Genomic DNA, 25,001 nt, shown 5'->3' with positions numbered 1-25,001 from the left:
TCAATTTCCGCGCTCATGGGCTCCGAACCGTGCCGTTGCGCGCCGGGATGGCGATGTCGGGCCTAGTCGATATCCTCGACCTCGACCTGGGTGCCGTAAACGCGCTGGGCCAACGACGCCTCCATGAACGCGTCCAGATCGCCGTCGAGCACGTCGGCAGGCGCTGTCGAGCTCACGCCGGTGCGCAGATCCTTCACGAGCTGATAGGGCTGCAGCACATAAGAGCGGATCTGGTGGCCCCAGCCGATATCGGTCTTGGAGGCCTGCTCGGCATTGGCCTTTTCCTCGCGCTTCTTCAGCTCGACCTCGTAGAGGCGCGCGCGCAGCATGTCCCAGGCCTTGGCCCGGTTCTTGTGCTGCGAGCGCTCCTGCTGGCAGGACACCGCGATGCCGGTCGGGATATGCGTGATGCGCACCGCCGAATCCGTGGTGTTGATGTGCTGGCCGCCGGCGCCCTGGGCACGATAGGTGTCGATGCGGCAGTCCGATTCGTTGATGTCGATGACGATGCGGTCGTCGACGACGGGATAAACCCAGATCGACGCGAACGAGGTCTGCCGCCGGGCATTCGAATCGAAGGGCGAGATGCGCACGAGGCGGTGCACACCCGATTCGGTCTTCAGCCAGCCATAGGCGTTGTGGCCCTTGAACTGCAGCGTCGCCGATTTGATGCCGGCCGTGTCGCCGTCCTGGTATTCGAGCGTCTCGACCTTGAACTTTCGCCGCTCGCCCCAGCGCCGATACATGCGCAGCAGCATCTCGGCCCAGTCCTGGCTTTCGGTGCCGCCCGCGCCGGGATGGATTTCGACATAGGTATCGAGCATGTCGGCTTCGCCCGAGAGCAAGGTCTCGACCTGCAGCCGCGCCGCTTCGTCCTGAACGGCCTTGATCGCCTGCTCGCCCTCGGCGACGGTGGCGTCGTCGCCCTCCATCTCGCCGAGTTCGATCAGCGTCAGAGCGTCGTCGAGCTCGCGCTCGAGCTTCCCGATGCCCTCGATCTGGGTCTCGAGCCCGGTGCGCTCGCGCATCAACTTCTGCGCGGCTTCGGCATCGTTCCAGAAATCGGGCCCCTCCGAGAGGGCGTTGAGTTCCGCTAGGCGGCGCTGGGCTTCATCCCAGTCAAAGATGCCTCCTCAGCAGTCCGATCGACTGCTTGGCGTTATCGAGTTGCGTCTGGATTTCGGGGCGCATGATCGTCGTCAGATCTTCCGTTGTCGGTCTTGGATTCGTAGCGCTGAGATAGGGGCGAAAGACCGCGCTGTAAACGCCCGCCTCATCTTGCGGGTCCCGGGGCGTTCACCCTCACCGGCAAAGACAAGGCCCGGATGCGTATCCGGGACTTGCTGCATCGTGAAAAGCGCTCGTCAGTAGAGGCCGCCGGTGCCCGAGCCGACCGCGCGTCCGCCACCCGCCGGCGCGGCGAACGGGGCGCTGCCGTCGCCCGAGCCGACGACGGAATAGCTGTCGGGCGGCGCAGTGCCGGGCTTGAAGGCCTCGAGGATGCCGCCCTCGCCGCCGGCACGCATGCCGGTGCGTGGATCGACGCGGATCAGCTTGATGCCGGCCGGCACGCGGAACGGCGTCGCGGGCTTGTCCTTGAGCGCCACCGTCATGAAATCGCGGAAGATCGGCGCGGCATACTGGCCCGCCGTCGCGGAGGTGCCGAGCGACTTCGGCTTGTCGAAGCCCATATAGACGCCGACTGCGAGGTCCGGCGAGAAGCCGACGAACCAGACGTCCTTGGCATCGTTGGTCGTGCCCGTCTTGCCGGCGAGCGGCTTGCCGACGGACTTCACCACGGTCGCCGTACCGGCATTGACCACGCCTTCCAGGATCGAGACCATCTGGTAGGCCGTCAGCGGATCGATGACCTGCTCACGGTTGTCGATGAGGCGCGGCTCGGTCTGGTTCGCCCATTTATCGGCATTGCAGCCCTCGCAGACGCGCTGGTCGTGCCGGAAGATGGTGGAGCCGGTGCGGTCCTGGATGCGGTCGATCAACGTCGGCCGGATGCGCTTGCCGCCATTGACCAGCATCGAATAGGCCGCCGTCATCCGCATCACCGTCGTCTCGCCGGCGCCGAGCGCCATCGAGAGCACGGGCTGGAGATCGTCATAGATGCCGAAGCGGCGGGCATATTCCGCGATCAGCGGCATGCCGACATCCTTGGCCAGGCGCACCGTCATCAGGTTCTTCGAGAACTGGATGCCGTAGCGCAGCGTGCGCGGCCCCACCGACTTGCCGTCGAAGTTCTCGGGCCGCCACATGCCCAGCCCCGGCCCCTGGTCGATCTCGATCGGCGCGTCGAGGATGATGCTGGACGGGGTGTAGCCATTGTCCAGCGCCGTCGAATAGACGAAGGGCTTGAAGGACGAGCCCGGCTGGCGCATCGCCTGGGTGGCGCGGTTGAACTCCGACTGGTCGTGCGAGAAGCCGCCGACCATGCCGAGCACGCGGCCGGAGAACGGGTCCATCACGACAATGGCGCCATTGACCTCCGGCAGCTGACGCAGGCGGGCATAGCCCGGCCGGTTCTCGATCGGTTCGACATAGACGACATCGCCGGCCGAAACCACCTGCGAGACACGGCCACGGCGGGTCCATTTGATCCCGTCCGCCGCCAGCGTGACCGTTTCACGGCGGGTGTTGAGGTTGCCGGCATTGTCGCGCAACGGATGCAGGCCGAGCCTGGCGCTGTCGCCGTTGGCGTCGAGCACCACGGCGAGCCGCCAGGGCGCCACATCGCCCAGCACCGGCAATTCGCCGAGCGCCTTGCCCCAGTCCTGCCCGGCGATATCGAGCTTCTGGATGGCGCCACGCCAGCCGCGCGCCTCGTCGAACCGCACGAGACCGTCGACCAGCGCCTTGCGCGCCGTCAGCTGGATCTTGGGATCGACCGTGGCACGGACCGACAGGCCGCCTTCGAGCAGCTTCTTCTCGCCATAGCGATCCTGCAATTCGCGGCGGATTTCCTCGGCGAAATAGCCGGCGGCGATGTTGTTCGGCGAGACCTGGCGCGGATTGACACCGAGCGGCTGCTTCTTGGCGGCTTCGGCGACGTCGCGCTTGACGTAACCGTTCTCGACCATGCGGTCGATCACGTAGTTGCGGCGTTCGATCGCCCGATCGGTATTGCGGAAGGGCTGCAGATCGCTCGGCGCCTTCGGCAGCGCCGCGAGATAGGCGGCCTCCTGCAGGTTCAGCTCATGCACCGACTTGCCGAAATAATTCAGCGCCGCCGCGGCGATGCCGTAGCTGCCGAGCCCAGGCGCCGGCGCGCCGAGATAGATCTCGTTGAGATAGAGCTCGAGGATCTTGTCCTTCGAGTAGGTCGATTCGAGCTTCAGCGCGACGAGCGCCTCGCGGATCTTGCGCTCCAGCGACTGCTCCGAGCCGACGAGGAAGTTCTTCGCCACCTGCTGGGTGATGGTCGAGGCGCCCTGCGGCCTGCGATTGGCGCCGCGGTTGCGGAAATTATAGATCGCCGCGCGGGCGAGGCCCTCGGGATCGACGCCCATATGCTTGTAGAAATTCTTGTCCTCGGCCGAGATATAGGCATCGACGACGAGCTTCGGCACCGCCTGGATCGGGATGTAGAGGCGGCGCTCGCGGGCATATTCGGCGATCAGGCTGCCGTCGCCCGCATGGACGCGGGTCATCACCGGCGGCTCGTAGTTCCGAAGCTGGGCGTAATCCGGCAGATCCCTGGAATAATGCCAGATCAGGCCGCCGAGCACGGCCGCGCCGATCACGAAAGCGATCGTGCCGGCAGCGAACAACCATCCGAAGATTCGCAGGATAAACCGCATCTCAGGTCCCGGACCCCATCTCTGCCACCCGGCGCGCGCCGAAACGGGGCGCTTTGCAACGGCAAGCTATAACATGACCGTGATGGCGGAACCGTGGCTTCGCGACCACAATTCGTGTCAACTTGACACCATCTCGCGAACTTAAGGCGCGTGCCGGTTCTCGGCTGCCTGCCCGACAGAGGCACGCTCCCGGGCAAAGTACTCGTCCACTGCCGCACCGACGGCACCAACCGCTTTTCCGCGCCATTCGGCGGAAGTCAACAGCTCGGCATCCTTCGGGCTCGACATGTAGCCGAGTTCGATCAGCACCGAAGGCACGTCCGGCGCGCTCAGCACCCAGAACCGCGCGGAGCGCAGCGGGATCTTGTGCATCCGGACCGAGGCCCCCATCTTTTCGACCAGATTGCGGGCGAAGACACCCGAGAAGGTCCGCGTCTCGCGCCGCGCCAGATCGATCAGGATGCCGGCGACGTCCTGCACCTCCTCGCTGGTTTCCAGCCCCGCCACGGCATCGGCCTGGTTCTCTTTGGCGGCGAGCCTGGCAGCCTCGGCGTCGGTCGCCCGTTCGGAGCGCGTATAGACGGTGGCACCCCGGACATCCTGGGCCTGCGTCAGCGAATCGGCATGGATCGAGATGAACAGGTCCGCCTTTTCGTCCTGCCCGATCTTCACCCGGTCGCCGAGCGACACGAAGCGGTCGTCGTCACGGGTCATCACCACGCGATAGCGGCCGGAGGCTTCGAGCTGCTGCTTCAGCGCAAGGCCGAAATTCAGCACCACCGATTTCTCGGCAATCGAGGCGACGAGCGTACCGGGGTCGATGCCGCCATGACCGGGATCGATGACGATCGTGCGGCGCGCCTCTCCCGTGGGCTTCGCCGGCGTCGGCAGGGCGGCCGTGACGTTCGGCTTCCTCGCCTTGGCGGCCTCGGCCAGGAATTCGGCGCGACCAGTCTTCCGGAGCTCGATCACCAGTTCGCCGAGCCCGCCCCGGAGGGCACGAACCTCGGCCTTCGCGATCGCCGCCGGCTGCGAAAGGTCGATGATGATTCGGGCCTTGTCGGCCGTGAACAGCCCGTAGCGATAGGCGCCGATGAAGCCGGCGGTCTTGCGGGCGCCGGGCTGAATCTGGAAATTCGTCGATGGCATCTCGACGATGACGCGGTCGGGCGCGGCCTGCACCCAGGCCTCGACGTCGATGACGGTCGAGAGCGCCATGGTCAGCTTGACGATGTCGCCTTGCTGCTCGAGCCGCGCATCGGTCGCGACGGGAAATTCGCTCTGCGACCTGCCCGGCTCGCCGAACGCCGGAACGGCGCCGAGAAGGATGCACAGCCCCACCATCGGCCAGACACGGGACCACGCGCGCGAAACCGCTCTCCAGCGCCCCACAGCCCGGAAAAAGCCCGATTCGACCTGGCGGATGCGTGAAAACAGCTCAAAAATCCCGCTTGTCGTCACCAAGACTTAACCATAGCGACCCGAATTCCTAACAGGCCGTTACCACGACATCATCGCGCGATGAACCGCGCCGCCATGCGTTCCGCGCGATCCGGTTGCGATGTGACTTGCAAATCACTGTGACCTATCTGTAATGGAACATGGTTGCCCGCCAACCTGCCCATAGGACACATCCGGATCGAACCATCCGTCGGCGTCCGGAGCAGGTTGGGCCTCCGCCCATCCGGGCGGTGGCAGCAGGTCGACCGTAATGGATCGTCCGCAGAGGGCGGGCCGGGATCGCGAGTTCAGCGCCCTGCCCTGTCTCGCGAGCGTGCAAACGCGGAGCGTCCTGTCGAGAGACGGGCGCGCCGCAGGTCAGGGCAGATGACGGGGCAAGCGACGCCGCACGTATCATCGGTGAAGCATTCAAACCTGCGGGATTGCGCTGGGCGTTTCGTTCGCTCTGCCTTCCCCAGCCGCCTTCCTGTCTCGACCGACTTCTCCCTCCTGCAACATGCCGGCTCGCGCCGGCCCTTCAGCGGCGCCCTGGCTCGCGGCAGCGGATTCTTGTCCGCAGCCTCGCGGGTCTTGCCAGCGGCCGCGCCCATGGAAATTTCTGATGGCCAACAAAATGCTGATCGATGCCACCCACCCGGAAGAGACCCGGGTCGTGGTGGTGCGCGGATCCCGCGTCGAAGAGTTTGATTTCGAATCCGCCAGCCGCAAGCCGCTCCGCGGCAACATCTATCTCGCCAAGGTGACCCGCGTGGAGCCGTCGCTCCAGGCGGCCTTCGTGGAATATGGCGGCAACCGGCACGGCTTCCTCGCCTTCTCCGAGATCCACCCGGACTACTACCAGATCCCTGTCGCCGACCGGCAGGCGCTCATCGAGGACGAGGCGCGCGCCGAGCGTGACGAAGAGCGCGACGAGGAGCGCCGCGAGAAGCGCGGCCGCCGCGACCGCGGACGCCGTGGCGACCGCGACCACCGCGCCAAGAAGGCTGCTGCCGACGAGACCGTCTCGGCCGAGATCGAGACGGCTGGCGAGAGCGCTGGCGAACATGTCGAGACCGACGGCAAGCAGGCCGCCATGGTCAACGAGGGCGCGCCGGCTTTCGGCGAGTCCTTCGCGCCGGCCATTGCCGAATCGGCGACCGAGGACGCCGTCGAAAACGCCGCGCCGCTGACCTTCGAGACGACGGAAGCGGTCGCATCGGCCGACGAGGCCGCCTCGTCCGAGAATCAGGCCGAGGCCCGCAAGCCTTCCGACCACGAGGACGGCGACGACGAGGATCATGGTGACGAGGCCGAAGAGGCTCCCGAGCAGATCGGCGGCGGCGACGCCCTCGACGACATGCCCGAGCGGCCGCACCGCCAGTCGCGCCGCCAGTACAAGATCCAGGAGGTGATCAAGCGCCGCCAGATCATCCTGGTCCAGGTCGTCAAGGAGGAGCGCGGCAACAAGGGCGCAGCGCTGACCACCTATCTCTCGCTCGCCGGCCGCTACTCGGTGCTGATGCCGAACACCGGCAAGGGCGGCGGCATCTCGCGCAAGATCACCAATGCCGAGGACCGCAAGCGCCTCAAGGAGATCGCCCAGGAGCTGGAGGTGCCGGAGGGCATGGGCCTGATCCTGCGCACGGCCGGCGCCTCGCGCACCAAGGTCGAGATCCGGCGCGACTACGAATATCTGATGCGGATGTGGGAGAGCGTGCGCGAGCTGACGCTGGCCTCCGTCGCCCCGGCGCTGGTCTATGAGGAGGGCAACCTCGTCAAGCGCTCGATCCGCGACCTCTACAACAAGGACATCGACGAGGTTCACGTCGCCGGCGAGGAGGCCTATCGCGAGGCCAAGGACTTCATGCGCATGCTCATGCCGAGCCATGCCAAGAGCGTGAAGCCCTATCGCGACCAGACCCCGCTCTTCGCCGCCTTCGGTGTCGAGAGCCAGCTCGACGCGATGTTCTCGAACACGGTGACGCTGAAGTCCGGCGGCTACCTCGTCATCAACCAGACCGAAGCGCTGGTCGCGATCGACATCAACTCGGGCCGTTCGACCCGCGAGCACAATATCGAGGACACCGCCCTCAAGACCAATCTCGAAGCGGCCGAGGAAATCTCCCGCCAGCTCAGGCTGCGCGACCTCGCCGGCCTCGTCGTGATCGACTTCATCGACATGGAGGAGAACCGGAACAACCGGGCCGTCGAGAAGAAGCTGAAGGAATGCCTCAAGGACGACCGTGCCCGCATCCAGCTGGGGCGCATTTCGGCCTTCGGCCTGCTCGAGATGTCGCGCCAGCGCATCCGCACCGGCGTGCTCGAGAGCTCCTCGATCCCCTGCCCGCACTGCGCCGGCGCCGGCATGATCCGCTCGACGCCCTCCGTCGCGCTGCAGATCCTGCGCGCGCTGGAGGAGACGCTGATCAAGAGCGCCTCGCACAACCTCACCATCCGCACCCGGCCGGAGGTCGCGCTCTACGTCCTCAACCAGAAGCGCGCGCATCTGGCCGATCTCGAAAACCGTTTCGCCATCGCGATCACGATCTCGACCGATGTGAACCTGCTCGGCACCCGCTATTTCGAGCTGGAGCGCGGCGAGTTCGTCGGCAATGAGGGCCGGGTCGTACCTTCGCCCTTCAAGGCAGAGGCGGTCGCCTCCGATGTCGATGACGAGGCACTCGACGCCGCCGCCGAGGCCGCCGCACTCGACGCCGAGACCGGCGACAGCGAGACGGCCGCCGGCGACGCGCAGGAGGAGCGCGGCGAAGGCGAGGCCGAGAGCCGAGAGAACCGCCGTCGCCGCCGGCGCCGGCGTCGTCGGCGGGGTGGCGAGCGCGACCAGCAGGACATGCAGGGCGAAGGCACCGCGAGCGAGGACGGCGAAGGCGGCGATGATGACGAGGGCGAGGAATCGGCAAGCGCCGAGACCGTCGTCGAGAGCGCGACCGAGGCTCCGGCCATCGAGGCGGTAGCCGCCGAGGAAGCTGCGTCTCCGGCCGAGGAGCCCAAGCCGAAGCGCAGCCGCGCCCGCAAGCCGAAGGCGACGAAGGAGGCCGAGGCGGCCAAGGAGGTCGCGGCCGATATCGTCGTCGCGGAAGCCGCGCCAGTCGAAGCCGAAAAGCCGAAGCGTAGCCGGTCGCGGAAGAAGGTCGTTCCGATCACCGAGGGAGGTGCTGCCGGGTCTGCGCCCGCCCCGGTGGAGCCCGAGGCGCCTGCCCGTGCCGAGAAGCCGGCCAAGGCTGCTGTGGAGCCCGCTGCGGAGGCCGAGCCTAGCGCCGCCGCTGCGCCGCCTGCCCCGGAACCCGAGCCGGCTCCCGCTCCGCGCCCCGTCGAAGAGCCCGTCGCGGTCGTCCTGACCGAGCCGGATCCGACACGGCCGAAGCGCGGTGGTTGGTGGAACAAGCTCGCCGGCCGTTCCTGAGCCGAGAGAACATCGCAAGATCGAAAGGCCCGCTGCTCCGCAGCGGGCCTTTTTCATGATCCGACCTCGCCAGCCATTGGCCGCAGCCGCGAAGCGGGGCATCATCGGCAGGCTCGCAAGCCATCCGAGGGGCAAGCATGCCGCCACCGCGCAGCACGGAGCCTATCGTCCTGAGCGTCCTGTCGGCGACGGCCTTGGCCGCGCTTGCCATTCTCGCATGGCGCGCCGTCGGCTGGTTGGGCATCGGCGTGCTCGGCCTGCTCGTCCTGTTCATCGCCGTCAGGGTCGAACTCGAAGGCAATCGCCCGATGGGCCCGCAGATGACGCCCGGCCTCTATGCCGACCAGTATCGCAGCGAGGTGGAGGCCGAGCCGGCTGCGCGTGCTGGCCGCCGCGCGGAACGCCTGTCGGTCATCGGCGCCGCCCGGCTCGCCCGTCTGTTCGGTGCCGTGCTCGCGGTGACGGGCTTCGGGCTGTTCCTGTTGCTCTGACGCTTGAGCGCCATCAACCCGCCGCAGGCGCGAGCGGGGTCGGCGGCGGCACGGTCGAGATCGCCGCGGCCGCCCCGGCCTGCGTGCTCTGGTCACCGCCGCGCACCGTGACCGCGTTCGAGGCGAAGGGGATCCTGGCCTCGTTCAGCACCCGGTAGACCCGCTTCAGCGCCTCGCGCTGCAACGCCGAGGCCTGGTTCGGCTTGGCCGTGAATTTCAGCCGGATCACGATGGCGCTGTCGGTGATGTCGGCGACGCCCTGCATCTTGAGCGGGGCGATGAAATGCGGACCGAATTCCGGATCCTCGAGCAAGGCGAGGCCGGTCTTCTTGATCGCCTTGCGCGCCTGCTCGATATCGGCCGAATGGTCGAGGCGGACATTGAACTTCACCGTCGCCCAGTCGCGGCTCGCATTGGTCAGCGACGAAATCTGGCCGAACGGCACGGTGTGGATCTGGCCGCTCTGGTGGCGCAACTGGATCGAACGCAGCGAGATCTTCTCCACCGTGCCCTTGAGGCGGCCGGTATCGACATATTCGCCGACGCGGAAGGCGTCCTCGATCATGAAGAACATGCCCGAGACGATGTCGCGCACGAGCGTCTGCGAACCGAAGGAAAAGGCGAGGCCGAGAATGCCGAAACCGGCAAGCAGCGGGCCGATATCGACGCCGAGGCGGGAGAGCACGACAAGGATGGTCAGGCCGATCACCGCGCCGAGAATGACGCCGCGCAGGACCGGCAGAACCGTGGCGAGACGGGTCGGAACGGCATCGTCATGGGCGGCCTCCTCATCGGCGGGACCGACGACGAGGCGCTTCGGCGCATAGGCATCGAAGAACGCGCGCAGGAAGACCAGCGCCACCCAGCCGGCGAAAGCGAAGACGACCACGCCGGCCGCCTGGCGGGAAAAGACCACGAACTGGTCCGAGCTCATCCCGAGCAGCAAGGCGGCCCAGAGCCGCGCCAGCACGAAGAGGCCGGCTGCCCAGATCACACCGACCGCGGCGGCCCGCAGCGCCGCGCCGCCGGCCTGAGACAGAGGCGTCGCCCCCTGCGTCGTCTGGCGATGCATGGCCCGGCAATGCATCAGGCTGGAGATGCCCACGACGAGAATCGGCAGGATCACGATGGCGGTCTGCGTCAGCGCACCGGCTTCTGCCCAGCGCCCGCCATTCGTCATCATCGCCGCCCCGGCCTCGACGAGCCAGAGCAGGATGCTCGCCGCCATGTAGAACCAGGCAGCCCCGGCCGCCACCATGCGCCGCACCACGCCCGGCGACGAGGCCCCGGACAGCACCAGGGCCGCGAGGTCATGGCGCATGTCGTAGAACCACCAGAGCTTGAACAGCGTCACCGCGAAACCGGTCAGCGCGATGAGACCGGCAGCCGGCAGGGGATCATGCGCGACGTGGTGCGTGAGCAGGATGCTGGTGACGATCACCGGCGTCGCGATCGCATAGAGGACCAGCAGCCGGAAGTGATGGTCGGCCCGCGGCAGCGGCATGATGCGCCGTTCCGGCGCGCCGGGCGCCAGCAGGAAACGGCCGACGGCGATGTAGATCGCTCCGATGGCAGCGCCGTTGGTCGCCGTCGTCAGGCTGATCGAGGCGATGTCGCTCTCCGGCAGCCAGGCGTTGCGGGCGATCCGCACGACCAGCAGCGCCAGCAGGATCGTCAGCATGTCCTCGGCGAGGCCGTAGGCGGAGGCGATCAGGCGCGGCGTGAATTCCGGCCCGGCCGGCACGCGCTTGCGGGCGAACCAGCCCGCACAGGCGGCCCGCACCAGGAAGGCCACGGCCAGCGCGAGCGCCACGATCGACAGGATGCGCCAGCCGGCCGGCAACCCGGTTTGCCCATTGGCATTGCGCTGCCAGGCAGCCTGCCAATCCGCCGGCAACCCGGCAATGCTCGGAATCGCCCTGTTGCCATAGTCGATGCCGTCGACGACCCGGTCGAGCAGCGCGTCGATCTGGCCGGAGAGCATGTCGTCGCCGGTCGATGGCATTCCGACCGGCCCGGCCTTCGCGGGCGCGGCCGGCTTCGATGCCGATTTTGGCTTCTTGTCGGTCGCGTCGGGCGCAGGCGGCGGAGCCGTTCCGGCGAGCCTGATCTCGACCTGCCGGCCGCCGGCCGACAGCGCGTTCACCGTATTCGCGATCGTCTCGGGCGTCTCGTCGCCGCGCAATGTCAGGACGACCGGGGGCTGGGCCGGCGTCTGGGCGCGCGCGGCATGGCCGGCAACGAGCATGGCCAGACAGGCCAGGACCAGAGAAACGCCCCATCTCATGACAGCCGGGCCGGCCGCGCCACGATTCATGGCAGATCTCCGCTTCGCGCTCGCCACTGACAATGCTGAGCTTTGGCCGAGCCTGGCAAGGGGCTCGCGCTCAAAGCTCGTCGTCAGCGCGTCTTGAGCCAGGTTCCGAGGCGCGAAACGGCCTCCTCGCATTCAGTGAGAGAGCCGGCGAAGGAGAGCCTGACGGTGCGCGCCCCACGCCCCTCGTCGAAGTCGAGCCCGGGCGTGATCGCGACCCCTGCCCTTTCGAGAGCGTCGCGGCAGAAGCTCATGGAATCGTTCGAATATCGGCCGACGTCGAGATAGATGTAGAAGGCGCCGTCGACCGGCAGGAAATCCCCCAGCCCGATCTGCGGGAGGGCCTTCAGCAGGAAGGCGCGGTTCGCGGCGTAGCCGGCCTTGATGGCTTCACATTCTTCCGTCGCGTCGAAGGCAGCCTCGCCGGCGACCTGGCTGAGATAGGGCACCGAGATCGAGAAATTCTGCTGCAGCCGCTCGATCGTCCTGACGAGACGCGGCGGTACCACCAGCCAGCCGACTCGCCAGCCGGTCATACAGTAATATTTGGAGAAGGAGTTGACGATGATCGCGTCGGGATCGGCGGCGAGCGCCGTGGTCGCCGGCGCCTCATAGGTCAGGCCGTGATAGATCTCGTCGGAAATGTACCAGAGCCCGAGCCGACGGCAGCAGGCGGTGACCTCCGCGATGGCCTCAGGTGTCATCACCACGCCGGTCGGGTTGGCGGGGCTCATCGTCAGCACGCCGGCAAGCGGCTTTTCGCGATGGGCGCGCTCGATCAGCTCGGGGGTCAGCGCAAAACGGGTCTCCGGCCCGACCTCGATCGCGACCGGTTCCAGCCCGAGCGCGATCAGGATGTTGCGATAGGCCGGATAGCCCGGCGCCGTGATCGCGATCCGTGCGCCCGGCTGGAAGCAGGCGAGGAAGGCCAGGACGAAGCCGCCCGAGGAGCCCGTCGTCACCACGACCCGCTCCGCCGCCACGTCCGCGCCATAAGCCTCGCGATAATGGCGGGCGATGCGAGCCCTCAGCGAATCCGTGCCCAGCGCCTGGGTGTACCCGATCCGGCCATCCTCCAGCGCATGCGAAACGGCGGCGCGGATCGAGCGTGGCGTCGGCGCCGAGGGCTGGCCGACTTCCATATGCACGACCGAGCCGCCCTTGCGCTCGATGGCCGCCGCCTGGTTCATCACGTCCATGACGATAAATGGCGCGACGCGCTGGGCTCGTTCCGCAAGGGCGGGCAGGCCGGAAGCTGGAAAGCTGGGTTGCGGCATCGTCATGTCCGTTTGCGGCGATCTGGCCGCGGGCGTAGCCGAGGCCGCCGCCGCCTGCAACCTGCGGCAAGGGAGCCGATCGGAGCATCCGGGTCAGGCTGGGCACTCTAAGCTGTGATTTGACGCCGGCACGCCGAGCAACCACAAGCACGGGCTGAAACGCTTCCGTGCCGGCGCCCATCCTGCGGGTGCCGCAAGCGAAAGGACGACGAGATGGCTTTCCCGACCCTCACCAGCCTAGCGCGCGCCTGCCTGCGCCCTGCCGGCCTCGCGCTCGGCCTCTGGCTCGCGACGGTCGCCGCGCCCGCCATGGCGCAGGGCCAGGCCCCGCTCACGCCCGAGCAGCGCAAGGCGATCGTCGATCTCATCCGCGAGACCATCGTCAAGAATCCGGAGATCATTCAGGACGCGCTCGTCGAGCTGGAGCGGCGCAACACCGTTGCGCAGGCCGAGGCCCAGCGCAACGCGGTCGCGGGAGAAAAGGCCAAACTTACCGACCCCGCCACCTCCATCGTCATCGGCAACCCGGAAGGCGACATCACGCTCGTCGAGTTCATGGATTACAATTGCAGCTTCTGCAAAAGGGCGATGCAGGACGTGACCGCCCTGTCCAAGGCCGACCCGAAGCTCAAGGTGGTGCTCAAGGACTTTCCGATCCTCGGACCCGATTCGGTCGAGGCGAGCCGCGTCGCGATCGCGGTCAAGAACCAGCTCCAGGGGCCGAAATACTTCGATTTCCACAACAAGCTGATGGGCGTGAAGGGCCGCGTGAACGGCGCCAAGGCGCTCGAGATCGCCAAGGATTTCGGCGTCGATATCGATCGCGCCCGCAAGGACATGGACGCGGCCGCCACCAAGGCCTCGATCGAGGACACCGTCGCGCTGGGCGATCGTTTGGGCCTGACGGGCACGCCTGCCTTCGTGATCGGCGACGAGATCGTCTTCGGCGCCGTCGGCCAGGATGCCCTCAAGCAGAAGCTCGACTCGGTCCGTCGTTGCGGCAAGACCGACTGCGCCGGCTGATCCGCCGCCTGGATGACCGCCTTCCGTGGGCCGGCAAGGGAGCCTTGAGGCTTCCCCTGCCGGCCCGCAGCGTTTATGAGGACGGCGTCCGCCGCCTCGCGCGGTCCCTGGAATCCGCATCCTTCATGGTCGCCACGCCCACGCCGAAAGGCTCCTCCTTCGCTCTGTCGGCTCGATCCAGCAGCGGGACATCCCCTGCCATGTCCGGCCCGGCAGATCGAAAGGTCGGCGCGACCTCCGGGATGAAGCCTGCGGCTCTCGCCGCTTGAACCAAAACGAGCGGGATGGCGGCGCCGCCGCCGTCCCAACCGATTATCCGAGAAGACGGTGATATCCGCCATGGCGACCAAGAGCCCGATCGATCCAGACCTCGTCCGCGAGCTTGCCGAGCTATTGAACCAGACCGATCTCACCGAGATCGAGGTCGAGAAGGGCGATCTGCGCGTGCGCGTCGCCCGCAGCCTGGCGACCACGGTGCATGTACCGGCAGCTCCGTATCCGGTCGCTCCCGCTCCGGCCGCCCCTGCCCCGGCGGCGCCCGCCGCCGTCGAGGTCAAGCCCGGCGCGGGCCATCCCGGTGCCGTCACCTCCCCGATGGTGGGCACCGCCTATTGCCGCCCCTCGCCCGAGGCCAAGCCCTTCGTCGAGGTCGGCAGCATCGTGAAGCAGGGCGAGCGCATCCTGCTCGTCGAGGCGATGAAAACCTTCAACGACATCGTCGCGCCGCGCGCCGGCAAGGTCACCGCGATCCTGGTCGAGGACGGCCAGCCGGTCGAATACGGTGAGCCGCTGCTGGTGATCGAGTGACGCCCAAGCGCAACGACGACGAGATCAAGATGTTCGACAAGATCCTGATCGCCAATCGCGGAGAGATCGCGCTGCGCGTGCTGCGCGCGGCGAAGGAGCTCGGCATCGCCACCGTCGCGGTGCATTCCACGGCCGACGCCAACGCCATGCATGTGCGCCTCGCCGACGAGAGCGTCTGCATCGGTCCGCCGCCGGCCCGCGAGAGCTATCTCAACATCCCAGCGCTGATCGCCGCCTGCGAGATCACCGGCGCCGACGCCGTCCATCCCGGCTACGGCTTCCTGTCCGAGAACGCCCGCTTCGCCGAGATCCTGGATCGTCACAACATCACCTTCATCGGCCCGAAGGCGGAGCATATCCGCAGCATGGGCGACAAGATCGAGGCTAAGCGCACGGCCAAGCGCCTCGGCATCCCCTGCGTGCCGGGCTCAGAGGGCGGCGTCTCCGACGATGCCGAGGCGCTGCGCATCATCCGCGAGATCGGCCTGCCCGTGATCATCAAGGCGGCGTCCGGCGGCGGCGGCAAGGGCATGAAGGTCGTGCGCAACGAGGACGAGCTCTCCGTCCTGCTCTCGACCGCCCGCAGCGAGGCGAAGGCGAATTTCGGCGACGATGCCGTCTATATCGAGAAATATCTCGAGAAGCCGCGCCATATCGAGATCCAGGTGCTCGGCGACGGCCGCGGCCACGCCATCCATCTCGGCGAGCGCGACTGCTCGCTTCAGCGCCGGCACCAGAAGGTCTGGGAGGAAGGCCCCTCGCCCGCCCTCAACGCCGGCGAACGCGACCGCATCGGCGAGATCTGCGCCAAGGCGATGCGCGAGCTCCAGTACCGCGGCGCCGGCACGATCGAATTCCTCTACGAGGACGGCGAGTTCTACTTCATCGAGATGAACACCCGCATCCAGGTCGAGCATCCCGTGACCGAGATGATCACCGGGATCGACCTCGTTAACGAGCAGATCCGGATCGCGGCCGGCGCACCGCTCTCGCTCAAGCAGTCGGACATCGTCCTCGAGGGCCATGCCATCGAATGCCGGGTCAATGCCGAGCACCCGGCAACCTTCCGCCCCTCGCCCGGCAAGCTCGCCTCGTTCCATACGCCGGGCGGTCTCGGCGTGCGCGTCGATTCGGCGGCTTACCAAGGCTATACGATCCCACCGCATTACGATTCGCTGGTCGGCAAGCTCATCGTGCATGGCCGCAACCGCGACGAATGCCTGATGCGGCTGCGCCGCTCGCTCGACGAGTTCGTCGTCGACGGCATCGATACGACGCTGCCCCTGTTCCGCACGCTGGTGCGCAACCCGGACATTCTCAACGGCGACTACAACATCCACTGGCTGGAGAAATTCCTCGCGGCCGGCGGCATGGGTGAGCCCGAGGCCTGAGAGTTCCGGTCACCGGAAACGGAAAAGCCCCTCGCGATGCGAGGGGCTTTTTGTTTTCCGGTGACTGCGACCTCGCTTCGCCCGTCATCCCGGGCGGAGCGAAGCGCGACCCGGGATCCGTGCCGGAGCCGGGATGCCACCGATGGTTCCTCAAAGGGCCTTTCGTCAGGCGGGCAGACCTCAGATCGTCTCCAGCAGGCCCTTCATCAGCGCGCGGCGCGGCGCGATCGAGGAGATCAGCGCGTATTCCTGCAGCGTGTGAGCACCGTCGCCATCGATGCCGAGGCCGTCGAGCGTCGGCACGCCGAGCGCGGCGGTGAAGTTGCCGTCGGAACCGCCGCCCGTCATCGGGCAATCCTGCAGGTCGAGCCCGATCCCGGCCGCGACGCCGCGCGCCGTCTCGAACAGCTCCGCAACGGCGGCGGATTTCTCGTAAGGCGGGCGGTTCATGCCGCCGGTGATGCGGATCGTCACCTCCGGATCATGAGCCTTCAGGCCGAGGATGCGTTGCTCCATCATCGCCCCGTCGGCAAGCGTCGTGACGCGGCAGTCGACGCTGAACCAGGCATGCTGTGGAATGACGTTCGCCGCCGTGCCGCCGCCGATCAGCGCGACGCTGGTGGTGATGCCGCGCGCATAGTCGGTCATGGCCTCGATGGCGAGGATCTGGTGCGCCGCCTCGCGGATGGCGCTGCGCCCGTCGGCGTGGCGCGAGCCGGAATGGGCCGGCCGGCCCTCCAAGCGGACCTCGAAGCGGCCGACGCCCTTGCGCGCCGTCACGATCCTGCCGCCCTGCCGCGCTGGCTCCGTGACCAGCACGGCAGTCGATCCCCGGCCGATCTCCTCGATCACCCCCCGGCTCGTCGGAGAGCCTATCTCCTCGTCCGGCGTGAACAGGAACATCATCGGCCGCTTCGCGGAACCGGCCCTCGCCACGTCCTTGAAGGCTTGCAGGGCGAGCCAGGCCCCACCTTTCATGTCGTAGACGCCCGGCCCATAGAGCCTGTCGCCCTCGATGCGAACCGGCAGGTCCTTGCTGCTCGTCCCGACCGGATGCACCGTATCGAGATGCGACATCACCGCGACGGCCGGCTGGCCGTTGTCGAGCCCCGCCCGCAGCATCACCATGTCGCCGAGCCCGTCGCGGCCGGCGATCCGTTCGACCGCGATCGGCAGGCCAGCGACCTCCTTCGCGACCAGATCCATCATGCCGTTCACGCCGGCGGGATGACTGGTGGGACTCTCGAGCGCAACCCAGACGGAGAGCGCGGCGGCGGCATCGGCATGTGTCATGCCCGATCTATCGCCAAGAGGCCGGAACGGGACAAGTGAATTCGCAAGCGCGCCGCCGAGCCATGAGCGCATGACGGAACCCAGGCCCGGTTTCGACCCCTGCCCGCTCCCTGAGCTTGCTCAGGGGCAGGCCATTGACGGGCGCCCGAACGGAAGGTCCGGCCCCCCTCGACGCGGCGCTTATCGCCCCGTCTTCTGACGCCAGGCCGCGAAATCGATCTTCGACTGCTCGTCGGTCGGCGGATAGAGGCCGAGGATCGAGCGGCCCTCCAGCACCTTCTCCGTGACGAAATCCTCGAAGGCCGTCATCTCGATAGCCTCCTCCGCGATCTCGTCGGCGAGATGCGCCGGGATGACGACGACGCCCTCCCCGTCCCCGACGACGATGTCACCCGGAAAGACCGGCGCGTCGCCGCAGCCGACCGGCCCGTTGATCTCGATCGCCTGATGCGAGGTCAGGTTGGTCGGCGCCGAGGGGCGCTGGTGATAGGCGGGAATCGCGAGCTCCGCGATCTCCGGGCTATCGCGGAAGCCGCCATCGGTCACGATGCCGGCAACACCGCGCACCATCAATCGCGACACCAGGATCGAGCCGGCGGACGCGGCGCGCGCATTCTGGCGGCTGTCGACGACGAAGACGGCGCCGGGCGGGCATTCCTCGACCGCCTTGCGCTGCGGATGCGACCTGTCCTGGAAGACGCTGAGCTGGTTCAGGTCTTCCCGCGCCGGGATGTAGCGCAGGGTGAAGGCCGGCCCGACCATGTTCTCGCCCTTGAAGCCGAGCGGGTGCACGTTCTGGATGAACTGGTTGCGCAAGCCGCGCTTGAACAGCGCCGTACAAAGCGTCGCGGTGCTGACGCGCTTCAGCTTCTCGCGCGTTTCGGTGGAAAGCATGATCGTCGCTCCGGTCTAGAAAATAACGGGCTCGGGAACCGGCGCCCCGAAATCGGTGCGCAAGAAATCGAAGTCGCAGCCTTCGTCGGCCTGGCCGATATGGCGCGAGAACATCCAGCCATAGCCGCGCTCGTAGCGTGCAGGCTCGGGCTTCAGCGCGGCCTTGCGCCGTGCCAGTTCCTCGTCGGAAACTTCCATCGAAATCCTGCGGTTAGGCACATCGACAGTGATGATGTCCCCCGTCTTCACCAGCGCCAGCGGCCCGCCGACATAGGATTCCGGCGAGACATGCAGGATGCAGGCGCCGTAGGAGGTGCCGCTCATGCGCGCATCCGAGATGCGCACCATGTCGCGCACGCCCTGCTTCACCAGCTTCTTGGGGATCGGCAGCATGCCCCATTCCGGCATGCCGGGGCCGCCGAGCGGGCCGGCATTGCGCAGCACCAGAACGGTATCGGCTGTCACGTCGAGATCATCGCGGTCGATATTCGCCTTCAGCATCGGATAATCGTCGAAGACGAGCGCCGGCCCGGAATGCGTCAGCAGTTTCGGCGAGGCGGCGGAAGGCTTCATCACGCAGCCGCGCGGCGCGAGGTTGCCCTTGAGCAGCGCGATAGCACCCTCGGCATAGATCGGGTTGTCGAGCGGGCGGATAACGTCGTCATTGTAGATCTCGGCCCCGACGAGGCTCTCGCGCCAGCTCTTGCCGGAGGCGTTGATCTGGTCGAGGTCGAGGAAGGGCGTCAACCGCGTCAGCAGGCCAAGCAGCCCGCCAGCATAGTAGAAATCTTCCATCAGATATGTGTCGCCGCTCGGCCTGACATTGGCGATGACCGGCACCTTGCGGCTCGCCGCGTCGAAATCCTCGAGCCCGATGGCATGGCCGGCGCGGCGCGCCATGGCGACGACATGGATCACCGCATTGGTCGAGCAGCCCATCGCCATGGCCACGTTGATGACATTGCGGAAGGCGGCTTCGGTCTGGATCTTCTCCGGCGTCAGCCCTTCCCAGACCATCTCGACAATGCGCCGCCCGGTCGCGGTCGCCATGCGGATATGGTTCGAATCGGCGGCGGGGATCGAGGAGGCGCCGGGCAGCGTCATGCCGAGCGTGTCGGCCAGCGCCGTCATGGTCGAGGCCGTGCCCATGGTCATGCAGACGCCGTAGGAGCGCGCGATGCCGACCTCCATCTCCGACCAGTCCTTGTCGGAGATGTTGCCGGCCCGGCGCTCATCCCAGTACTTGAAGGCGTCCGAACCCGAGCCCAACACCTTGCCGTGCCAGTTGCCGCGCAGCATCGGCCCCGCCGGCACGAAGATCGCGGGCACGCCGGCGCTGGTCGCGCCGAGCAACAGGCCGGGCGTGGTCTTGTCGCAGCCGCCCATCAGCACCGCCCCGTCGACGGGATGCGAGCGGATCAGTTCCTCGGTCTCCATCGCCAGGAAGTTGCGATAGAGCATGGTCGTCGGCTTCACCTTGCTCTCGGAGAGCGAGATCGCCGGCAATTCGACCGGGAAGCCGCCGGCCTGCAGGATGCCGCGCTTCACATCCTCGGCGCGCTGCCTGAAATGCGCATGGCACTGGTTGAGGTCGGACCAGGTGTTGATGATCGCGATCACCGGCTTGCCGCGATACTCCTCCGGCGCGTAGCCCATCTGGCTCATCCGCGAACGATGGCCGAAGGAGCGGAAATCGTCCGGCTCGAAATAGCGCGCGCTGCGCAGGTTTTCCGGTGTCTTCGTCATTGTCAGCTTCGCTTCCGCAGTGTCGCCAGGGTGTCGCCGATCTTCGCCCGATCAGGTCAGCGGCGTAAATCCGCACCAGAACATCGGTCCCTTCGCCGTGTCCACCGCCCGCTCTGCGGTAAAGCTCAGCTTGCCATCGGCTCCGATCGCGAAGGCGGTCAGCTTGGCCGGAACGGTCGAGACGGGGCCGCCCGAGGCGACGTCCATCGGAGCGACACTCGCGGCGAGGAGTGTCTTGCCCGAGGGATCGATGGCGAAGGTACGGACATGGTAGCTGCGCGTGTCGACGGCCTGGATCAAGGTGGGCTCACCCGTCTTCGGGTCGATCGCGAACACGACGATGCTGTTCTCGCCGCCGACGAAGACCTTCCTGCCATCCAGCTCGGTCTTGCCGTCGGCACGGTTGGAGACATAGACGAAGCGGCCGTCGCGCGAGACATGGATCGCACCGGCCACCTGCCCCGGACGAACCTTGCCGGGCTCGGCCAGCGTGGTCTTCACGAAGGTGGGCGCGGGGCCAATGCGATCTTCGGCTCCGAGCGTGAACATCTGGAGTTGGTTTTCCCGCTCCATCGTCACATAGAACCAGGGCCTGGTCGGGTGAAAATCGGCATGACGCGGGCCGAACCCGTAGCCGCTTCCCGGCGCAACCGACTGCTTCTCGGCGAGCTTGCCCTGGTTGAAGGAGAAGAGCTTCAGCGCGCCGGGATCTTCCGGCTTGCCGCCAGCCGGATCGTTGCCGCGCGTCACCAGAAGGACGGTGCGATTGGACGGCAGCATTCGCACCTGATGCGCATAGATGCCGGCATCGAGCTTGCCGTCCTGCTTGATCGCTTCGCCGACGCTGCCGTCGGCCGCGATCGGGTGGACGGTCAGCGAGGCCGGGTCGTTATAGGCGACCAGGAGGAAGCGTCCGTCACGATCGGTCGAGATGTTGATCGGCCGCGACGTCAACAGCCGTGGGGCTCCGATCAGGCTCAGCTTGCCCGAACCCGGTGCCATGGCGAAGGCGCTGAGGTGGTGAAGATCGGCCGGCTTTGCCGCGAAGCGATCGCTCGACGCGATATAGGCGATCGGCTTGCCCGGATGCTGCCAGACATATTGGATCGGTGCCGGAACGCTTACCATGCTGCCGGGCACGGGGCTGATCGTCGTCCCGTCGACCGCATATTGCGTCAGCTCCGGGCCGACCGCGACATAAGCGGTCGAGACGTTGGCGGCCGTGGTCGTGCCGGTCTCGGCCGTGCGGGTCTTGGCGGATTGCGCCATCGCTTCGGTTCCTCCGGACCAGGGTGACGCAGCGATGCCCGCCAGGGTCATCGCCCCGAACTGCCTTCTGCTCCACTTTGCCATGTCAATCCCCTCGCGCCATCGTGGTCGATCTGCCGGCCGGATTAATGCTGGAGGCCCCATTTCAGGACGGTCCGGGCCTCGATGGTCCGGAAGATCAGGTTCTCGACGACGAGCCCGATCAGGATGACCGTCAGCAGGCCGGCGAAGACCGCCGGGATTTCGAGCAAATTGCGGTTCTCGAAGATGAACCAGCCGAGACCGCCCTGCCCCGACGAGACGCCGAAGACGAGCTCGGCCGCGACCAGCGTGCGCCAGGCAAAGGCCCAGCCGATCTTGAGGCCGGTCAGGATCGAGGGAAAGGCGGCCGGGATCAGGATCTTGCGGATGTAGCGGAAGCCACGGAGATCATAGTTCCGCCCGACCATGCGCAGCGTCTCCGACACCGCGCGGAAACCGGAATGCGTGTTGAGCGCAACCGGCCACAGCACCGAATGGATCAGGATGAAGACGAGGCTGCCATTGCCGAGCCCAAACCAGATCAGCGCCAGCGGCAGGAGCGCGATCGCCGGCAGCGGGCTCAGCATCGCCGTCACCGTCTCGAGGAAATCGGAGCCGATGCGCGTGTTGATCGCCACGATCGTCAGCACGCCGGCAAAGGCGACGCCGACGACATAGCCCATCAGCAAAACCTTGAGCGAGGCCCAGGCGCGGGCCGGCAGCACGCCGCTGGCGATGTTCTCGGAGAGCGAGCGCAGCGTCTCGGTCAGGCTCGGGAACAGCAGGGGGTTGTCGAGATAGACGCCATAGGCTTGCCAGATCGCGGCGAGGACGAGGATGATCGCCGTCTTGCGGACGGCACCGACATCCCAGAGCGCCTCGATGAGGCCGACCTTGCGCTCCACCTCGGCGCTGGCCGGGCCGGACGAGGGACACATCTCGATGCGGGCGGTCGAAGACGATGTTTCTGGGGGCATGGCCATCGTCCCGGTTCTAATGCGCCGCCACGCCGTCATCGGCGAAGAGCAGGTCGTGGATCTCGCGCTCCAGGCGGCCGGCGCTGCCGTCGGCGACGGACGTTGTATCGACGTCCACCACCTCGGCCTTGACGCGGCCGGGATGCGGCGAGAGCAGCAGGATGCGGTTGCCGATCCTGATCGCCTCGGCGATGGAATGCGTGACGAACATCACCGTGAAGCGGGTATCCTCCCAGAGCTGGATCAGCTCGTCCTGACAGGTGCGGCGCGTCAGCGCGTCGAGCGCGGCGAAAGGCTCGTCCATCAGCAGGATGTCGGGCTCCATCGCCATGCCGCGCGCGATCGCGACGCGCTGCTTCATGCCGCCCGAGAGCGTATGCGGATAGGAATCGAGCGCCCGCGTCAGGTTGACCTTCTCGATATAGAGCTTGGCCTTCTCGGCCGCCTCCTTGCGCGACAGGCCGCGCGCCTCCACCAGCGGGAACATCACGTTCTCCAGAACGGTCTTCCAGGGCAGGAGCTGGTCGAATTCCTGGAAGACCATCATGCGGTCGGGCCCGGGCGCCGTCACGGTCCGACCTTTGATCGTCATGCTGCCTTCGCTCGGCTTCAGATAGCCGCCGACCGCCTTGAGCAGGGTCGACTTGCCGCAGCCCGACGGCCCCAGCAGCACGAAGCGGTCGGAGGTGTTGACCTGGAAGGAGACCCGCTCCGTCGCCGTGATCACCCGCCCCGGCAGCTTGTAGCGCAAGGTGACCGAGGACACGTCGAGCAAGGGCTCGGCCACGGCGACGGCCTGCGACATTGGCGCGGACGGGACCGGCGCGGACAGATGCGGCGAAGCCAACTCAGCTCCCTGAGAGGTCATGCGCCACCGGCAAATAATAGTCCTTCCACGCGGCCGGCTTCGACTTGATGCCGCCGGTGCGGGCGAGGTGCTCGGCAAACTTCATCGTGCCTTGCGGGTAGATGTTCCACTCCATCATGCCGGGCTGCTTTAGCATCGCCAGGATCTGGCCGGTCTCCGTCTTGTCGCCCGTGACCTCGCGATAGATCTCGACGGCCTCCGGCGTCTTCGTCTCGATGAAGCCCTTCGCCTCCTCAGCCGCATTGCGCAGCGCCTGGACGATCTTCGGATTGGCCTCCGCGAAGCCCGTCGTCGTCATGAACTGGCCCTGGCTCAGCGGCGAGCCCATGATGTCGGCGGAGCTCGCGACGACGCGCACCTCGGGGATCTGCTGCTGTTCGTAGAACTGGAAGGGCGGCGCCGCGAAATGGCTCTTCACCTCGTGGCTCGGGTTCTTCATTGCAATCAGCGCATCGGGATGGCCAAGCTGCACCGTCATCGCATCGAAATGGTTCCATTTATCGGGGCCGAACAGGTCGGAGGCCGCGATCTGGAGCAGGATCGCCTGCGTCGAGACGCGGATGGTCGGCACCGCGATCTTGTCGCCTTCCTTGTAGTCCTTGAGCGTCTTGATCCGCGGGTCGCGCGTCAGCAGCAGCGCGGGCTGGGCGGAACTGGCGCAGATCCCCTTCACCCGGCCGCGCGACTTGTCCCAGAGCACCAGCAGCGGCCCGGTGCCGGTGTTGATGATGTCGACGCTGCCGGAGAGCAACGCGTCCTGCTGCGCCCCGCCATTCGAGAAATTCACCCATTTCGTGGTGACGCCGGCCACGCCGAGCTTCTCGGCATGTTTCTCGATCAGCTTCTGCTTCTCGATGACATGGGTCGGCATGTAGAGGATGCCGGGCTGGCGGCTCAGCGAGATCTCGGTCTTCGCCTGCGCCCTTGCGCCGGAATGAACGCCGATTGCCGCCGCCGCACCGAGCGCGAGCGTCTGCCTGCGTGTGAGCATGAGGTCCCTCCCTGATGATTCTTGTTCGCGTCCTTGGCCGATGGCCATGCGCCTTGATTGGCATCAGTCAAACCACTAATGCATTAGTGCGTCAACCCTTCGGCAATGCTAAAATCCGAACGGCACGACGGCGTTCCAGCCCGTGGGCATCGGCGCTTGCTAAAATGCGAAACACGGCAAGGAGCTGTCACGCCGCGCCGAATGCGGTATTCGGTCCGGTGCGGTAGAGGCGAACAGGATGAGCGACCTTCTCGAAAGATTTGCGGCAGCGCCCAAGCCGGCGACCAAGGGCGGTGCCGGCATCGTCTTCGACCTGTTGCGCGAGGAGATCATCTCGCTGGCGCTGGCGCCGGGGACGATGCTGTCGCGGCAGGAATTGCAGGAGCGCTTCGGCTTCTCCTCGACGCCGATCCGCGACGCGCTGATGAAGCTCCAGGAAGAGCGGCTGGTCGATGTCTTCCCCCAGCACGCCACCGTCGTCAGCGCGATCGACCTCGATCTCGCCCGGCAAGGCCAGTTCCTGCGCCGCTCGGTGGAGCTCGAGCTGGTGCGGGCGCTTGCGCTCGCGCCGCAGCCGACGGTGCTGGCGAGAATGCGAAGCCTCGTCCGGCAGCAGACGGCCTTTGCCGATCTCGGCGAGCATGAAGCCTTCGCCGCCGCCGACCACGCCTTCCATCGCTGCTTGTACGATGCGGCGCATATGGCGGTTCTCTGGGAGCTTGTCCGGCGCCAGAGCGGCCATATCGACCGGCTGCGGCGCCTGCATCTGCCCAAGGAAGGCAAGATGCGCGAAATCCTGGCGGCGCACACCGCCATCCTCGATGCGGTCGAGGCGAAAGATCCGGCCGCGGCCCAGGACGCGCTGCGCGATCACCTCTCCCGCTCACTCGACTTCGTGCCCTCGCTGCGAGAGCTGCACCCGACCTATTTCAGGAACTGACGCGTCGAAAGTGCCGGGAAGCAGAA

18 protein-coding genes are annotated in these 25,001 nt (G+C 66.8%); 6 read left to right on the top strand and 12 right to left on the bottom strand.

The genetic code is table 11. The features are described from left to right. Positions 1-62: 62 nt before the first annotated feature. The 3 genes from prfB to GY40_RS19800 all read right to left on the bottom strand — a co-directional run bounded on the left by prfB (position 63) and on the right by GY40_RS19800 (position 5,153). Positions 63-1,191, bottom strand: a protein-coding gene (gene prfB / locus GY40_RS19810; RefSeq protein ID WP_156116007.1) for a peptide chain release factor 2 whose coding sequence is annotated in 2 segments (ribosomal slippage) — positions 63-1,121 and positions 1,123-1,191 — 1,128 coding nt in all. Because the reading frame shifts where the segments join, the coding sequence is not laid out codon by codon here. 173 nt (positions 1,192-1,364) lie between these two features. After that, positions 1,365-3,809, bottom strand: coding sequence for a penicillin-binding protein 1A (locus GY40_RS19805; protein ID WP_038365742.1), 2,445 nt, complete (start codon positions 3,807-3,809; stop codon positions 1,365-1,367). Positions 3,810-3,950: 141 nt separating this feature from the next. Next, a complete protein-coding gene (locus tag GY40_RS19800; protein ID WP_051988312.1) occupies positions 3,951-5,153 on the bottom strand; it encodes an N-acetylmuramoyl-L-alanine amidase in 1,203 nt (400 codons plus the stop codon). Positions 5,154-5,871: 718 nt separating this feature from the next. On the opposite strand from GY40_RS19800, the gene GY40_RS19795 reads away from it, so the two are divergent. Together GY40_RS19795 and GY40_RS19790 are read left to right on the top strand one after the other, a co-directional pair. Beyond that, a complete protein-coding gene (locus GY40_RS19795) occupies positions 5,872-8,673 on the top strand; it encodes a ribonuclease E/G (protein WP_038365741.1) in 2,802 nt (933 codons plus the stop codon). Between the two features lie 137 nt (positions 8,674-8,810). Further along, the gene (locus GY40_RS19790; protein ID WP_038365740.1) at positions 8,811-9,164 is read left to right on the top strand and encodes a hypothetical protein; all 354 of its coding nucleotides are present in this window, start codon (positions 8,811-8,813) and stop codon (positions 9,162-9,164) included. Positions 9,165-9,177: 13 nt separating this feature from the next. On the opposite strand, the gene GY40_RS26695 is transcribed toward GY40_RS19790, so the two are convergent. Both GY40_RS26695 and GY40_RS19780 read right to left on the bottom strand, forming a co-directional pair. After that, on the bottom strand, positions 9,178-11,481 hold the full coding sequence (locus tag GY40_RS26695; RefSeq protein ID WP_197062783.1) for a mechanosensitive ion channel family protein: 2,304 nt from the start codon (positions 11,479-11,481) through the stop codon (positions 9,178-9,180). An 83-nt stretch (positions 11,482-11,564) separates the two neighbouring features. Further along, positions 11,565-12,755: a pyridoxal phosphate-dependent aminotransferase gene (locus GY40_RS19780; protein ID WP_051988334.1), complete on the bottom strand. Its 1,191-nt coding sequence runs from the start codon at positions 12,753-12,755 to the stop codon at positions 11,565-11,567. Positions 12,756-12,968: 213 nt separating this feature from the next. Here GY40_RS19780 and GY40_RS19775 point away from each other — a divergent pair, with 213 nt between their 5' ends. From GY40_RS19775 to accC, 3 genes are all read left to right on the top strand, one after another. Next, a complete protein-coding gene (locus GY40_RS19775) occupies positions 12,969-13,778 on the top strand; it encodes a DsbA family protein (RefSeq protein ID WP_051988310.1) in 810 nt (269 codons plus the stop codon). 339 nt (positions 13,779-14,117) lie between these two features. Beyond that, positions 14,118-14,585, top strand: a complete 468-nt coding sequence (gene accB, locus GY40_RS19770; RefSeq protein ID WP_038365739.1) for an acetyl-CoA carboxylase biotin carboxyl carrier protein — start codon at positions 14,118-14,120, stop codon at positions 14,583-14,585. A 29-nt stretch (positions 14,586-14,614) separates the two neighbouring features. Continuing rightward, positions 14,615-15,976, top strand: a complete 1,362-nt coding sequence (accC, locus tag GY40_RS19765) for an acetyl-CoA carboxylase biotin carboxylase subunit (protein ID WP_038366029.1) — start codon at positions 14,615-14,617, stop codon at positions 15,974-15,976. 180 nt (positions 15,977-16,156) lie between these two features. Here the strand turns inward: accC and GY40_RS19760 are convergent, their stop codons facing one another. The 7 genes from GY40_RS19760 to GY40_RS19730 form a co-directional block, all read right to left on the bottom strand. Continuing rightward, complete coding sequence (locus tag GY40_RS19760) at positions 16,157-17,269, bottom strand: M20 family metallopeptidase (RefSeq protein WP_038365737.1); 1,113 nt, start codon at positions 17,267-17,269, stop codon at positions 16,157-16,159. A 180-nt stretch (positions 17,270-17,449) separates the two neighbouring features. Beyond that, on the bottom strand, positions 17,450-18,163 hold the full coding sequence (locus GY40_RS19755) for a ribonuclease activity regulator RraA (protein ID WP_038365736.1): 714 nt from the start codon (positions 18,161-18,163) through the stop codon (positions 17,450-17,452). A 15-nt stretch (positions 18,164-18,178) separates the two neighbouring features. Continuing rightward, complete coding sequence (gene araD / locus GY40_RS19750; RefSeq protein WP_038365734.1) at positions 18,179-19,909, bottom strand: L-arabinonate dehydratase; 1,731 nt, start codon at positions 19,907-19,909, stop codon at positions 18,179-18,181. A 51-nt stretch (positions 19,910-19,960) separates the two neighbouring features. After that, positions 19,961-21,178, bottom strand: a complete 1,218-nt coding sequence (locus tag GY40_RS19745; RefSeq protein WP_051988309.1) for a lactonase family protein — start codon at positions 21,176-21,178, stop codon at positions 19,961-19,963. A gap of 125 nt (positions 21,179-21,303) precedes the next feature. Continuing rightward, positions 21,304-22,137, bottom strand: coding sequence for an ABC transporter permease (locus tag GY40_RS19740; RefSeq protein ID WP_038365733.1), 834 nt, complete (start codon positions 22,135-22,137; stop codon positions 21,304-21,306). A 55-nt stretch (positions 22,138-22,192) separates the two neighbouring features. Then, a complete protein-coding gene (locus GY40_RS19735) occupies positions 22,193-22,981 on the bottom strand; it encodes an ABC transporter ATP-binding protein (protein WP_038365731.1) in 789 nt (262 codons plus the stop codon). A gap of 43 nt (positions 22,982-23,024) precedes the next feature. Continuing rightward, complete coding sequence (locus GY40_RS19730; RefSeq protein WP_038365729.1) at positions 23,025-24,035, bottom strand: ABC transporter substrate-binding protein; 1,011 nt, start codon at positions 24,033-24,035, stop codon at positions 23,025-23,027. Positions 24,036-24,273: 238 nt separating this feature from the next. Here GY40_RS19730 and GY40_RS19725 point away from each other — a divergent pair, with 238 nt between their 5' ends. Further along, positions 24,274-24,975: a GntR family transcriptional regulator gene (locus GY40_RS19725; protein WP_038365727.1), complete on the top strand. Its 702-nt coding sequence runs from the start codon at positions 24,274-24,276 to the stop codon at positions 24,973-24,975. Positions 24,976-25,001 lie beyond the last annotated feature (26 nt).

The organism is Allobosea sp. UNC402CLCol, from assembly GCF_000745475.1.
In the GTDB taxonomy this organism is placed as follows: Bacteria; Pseudomonadota; Alphaproteobacteria; order Rhizobiales; family Beijerinckiaceae; genus Allobosea; species Allobosea spartocytisi.
The sequence above is the reverse complement of the archived record's forward strand: the minus strand, read 5'-3'. Positions and strand labels throughout refer to the sequence as shown.

Bases quoted from the DNA above. Each gene is read 5' to 3' on its own strand.
- GY40_RS19730 (WP_038365729.1), bottom strand. From the start codon at position 24,035: ATGCTCACACGCAGGCAGACGCTCGCGCTCGGTGCGGCGGCGGCAATC.
- GY40_RS19740 (WP_038365733.1), bottom strand. From the start codon at position 22,137: ATGTGTCCCTCGTCCGGCCCGGCCAGCGCCGAGGTGGAGCGCAAGGTC.
- GY40_RS19760 (WP_038365737.1), bottom strand. From the start codon at position 17,269: ATGACACATGCCGATGCCGCCGCCGCGCTCTCCGTCTGGGTTGCGCTC.
- GY40_RS19780 (WP_051988334.1), bottom strand. From the start codon at position 12,755: ATGCCGCAACCCAGCTTTCCAGCTTCCGGCCTGCCCGCCCTTGCGGAA.
- GY40_RS19735 (WP_038365731.1), bottom strand. From the start codon at position 22,981: ATGTCGCAGGCCGTCGCCGTGGCCGAGCCCTTGCTCGACGTGTCCTCG.
- GY40_RS19775 (WP_051988310.1), top strand. From the start codon at position 12,969: ATGGCTTTCCCGACCCTCACCAGCCTAGCGCGCGCCTGCCTGCGCCCT.
- accC (WP_038366029.1), top strand. From the start codon at position 14,615: ATGTTCGACAAGATCCTGATCGCCAATCGCGGAGAGATCGCGCTGCGC.
- GY40_RS19745 (WP_051988309.1), bottom strand. From the start codon at position 21,178: ATGGCGCAATCCGCCAAGACCCGCACGGCCGAGACCGGCACGACCACG.
- GY40_RS19755 (WP_038365736.1), bottom strand. From the start codon at position 18,163: ATGCTTTCCACCGAAACGCGCGAGAAGCTGAAGCGCGTCAGCACCGCG.
- araD (WP_038365734.1), bottom strand. From the start codon at position 19,909: ATGACGAAGACACCGGAAAACCTGCGCAGCGCGCGCTATTTCGAGCCG.
- GY40_RS19805 (WP_038365742.1), bottom strand. From the start codon at position 3,809: ATGCGGTTTATCCTGCGAATCTTCGGATGGTTGTTCGCTGCCGGCACG.
- GY40_RS19725 (WP_038365727.1), top strand. From the start codon at position 24,274: ATGAGCGACCTTCTCGAAAGATTTGCGGCAGCGCCCAAGCCGGCGACC.
- GY40_RS19800 (WP_051988312.1), bottom strand. From the start codon at position 5,153: ATGGTGGGGCTGTGCATCCTTCTCGGCGCCGTTCCGGCGTTCGGCGAG.
- accB (WP_038365739.1), top strand. From the start codon at position 14,118: ATGGCGACCAAGAGCCCGATCGATCCAGACCTCGTCCGCGAGCTTGCC.
- GY40_RS19790 (WP_038365740.1), top strand. From the start codon at position 8,811: ATGCCGCCACCGCGCAGCACGGAGCCTATCGTCCTGAGCGTCCTGTCG.
- GY40_RS19795 (WP_038365741.1), top strand. From the start codon at position 5,872: ATGGCCAACAAAATGCTGATCGATGCCACCCACCCGGAAGAGACCCGG.
- GY40_RS26695 (WP_197062783.1), bottom strand. From the start codon at position 11,481: ATGAATCGTGGCGCGGCCGGCCCGGCTGTCATGAGATGGGGCGTTTCT.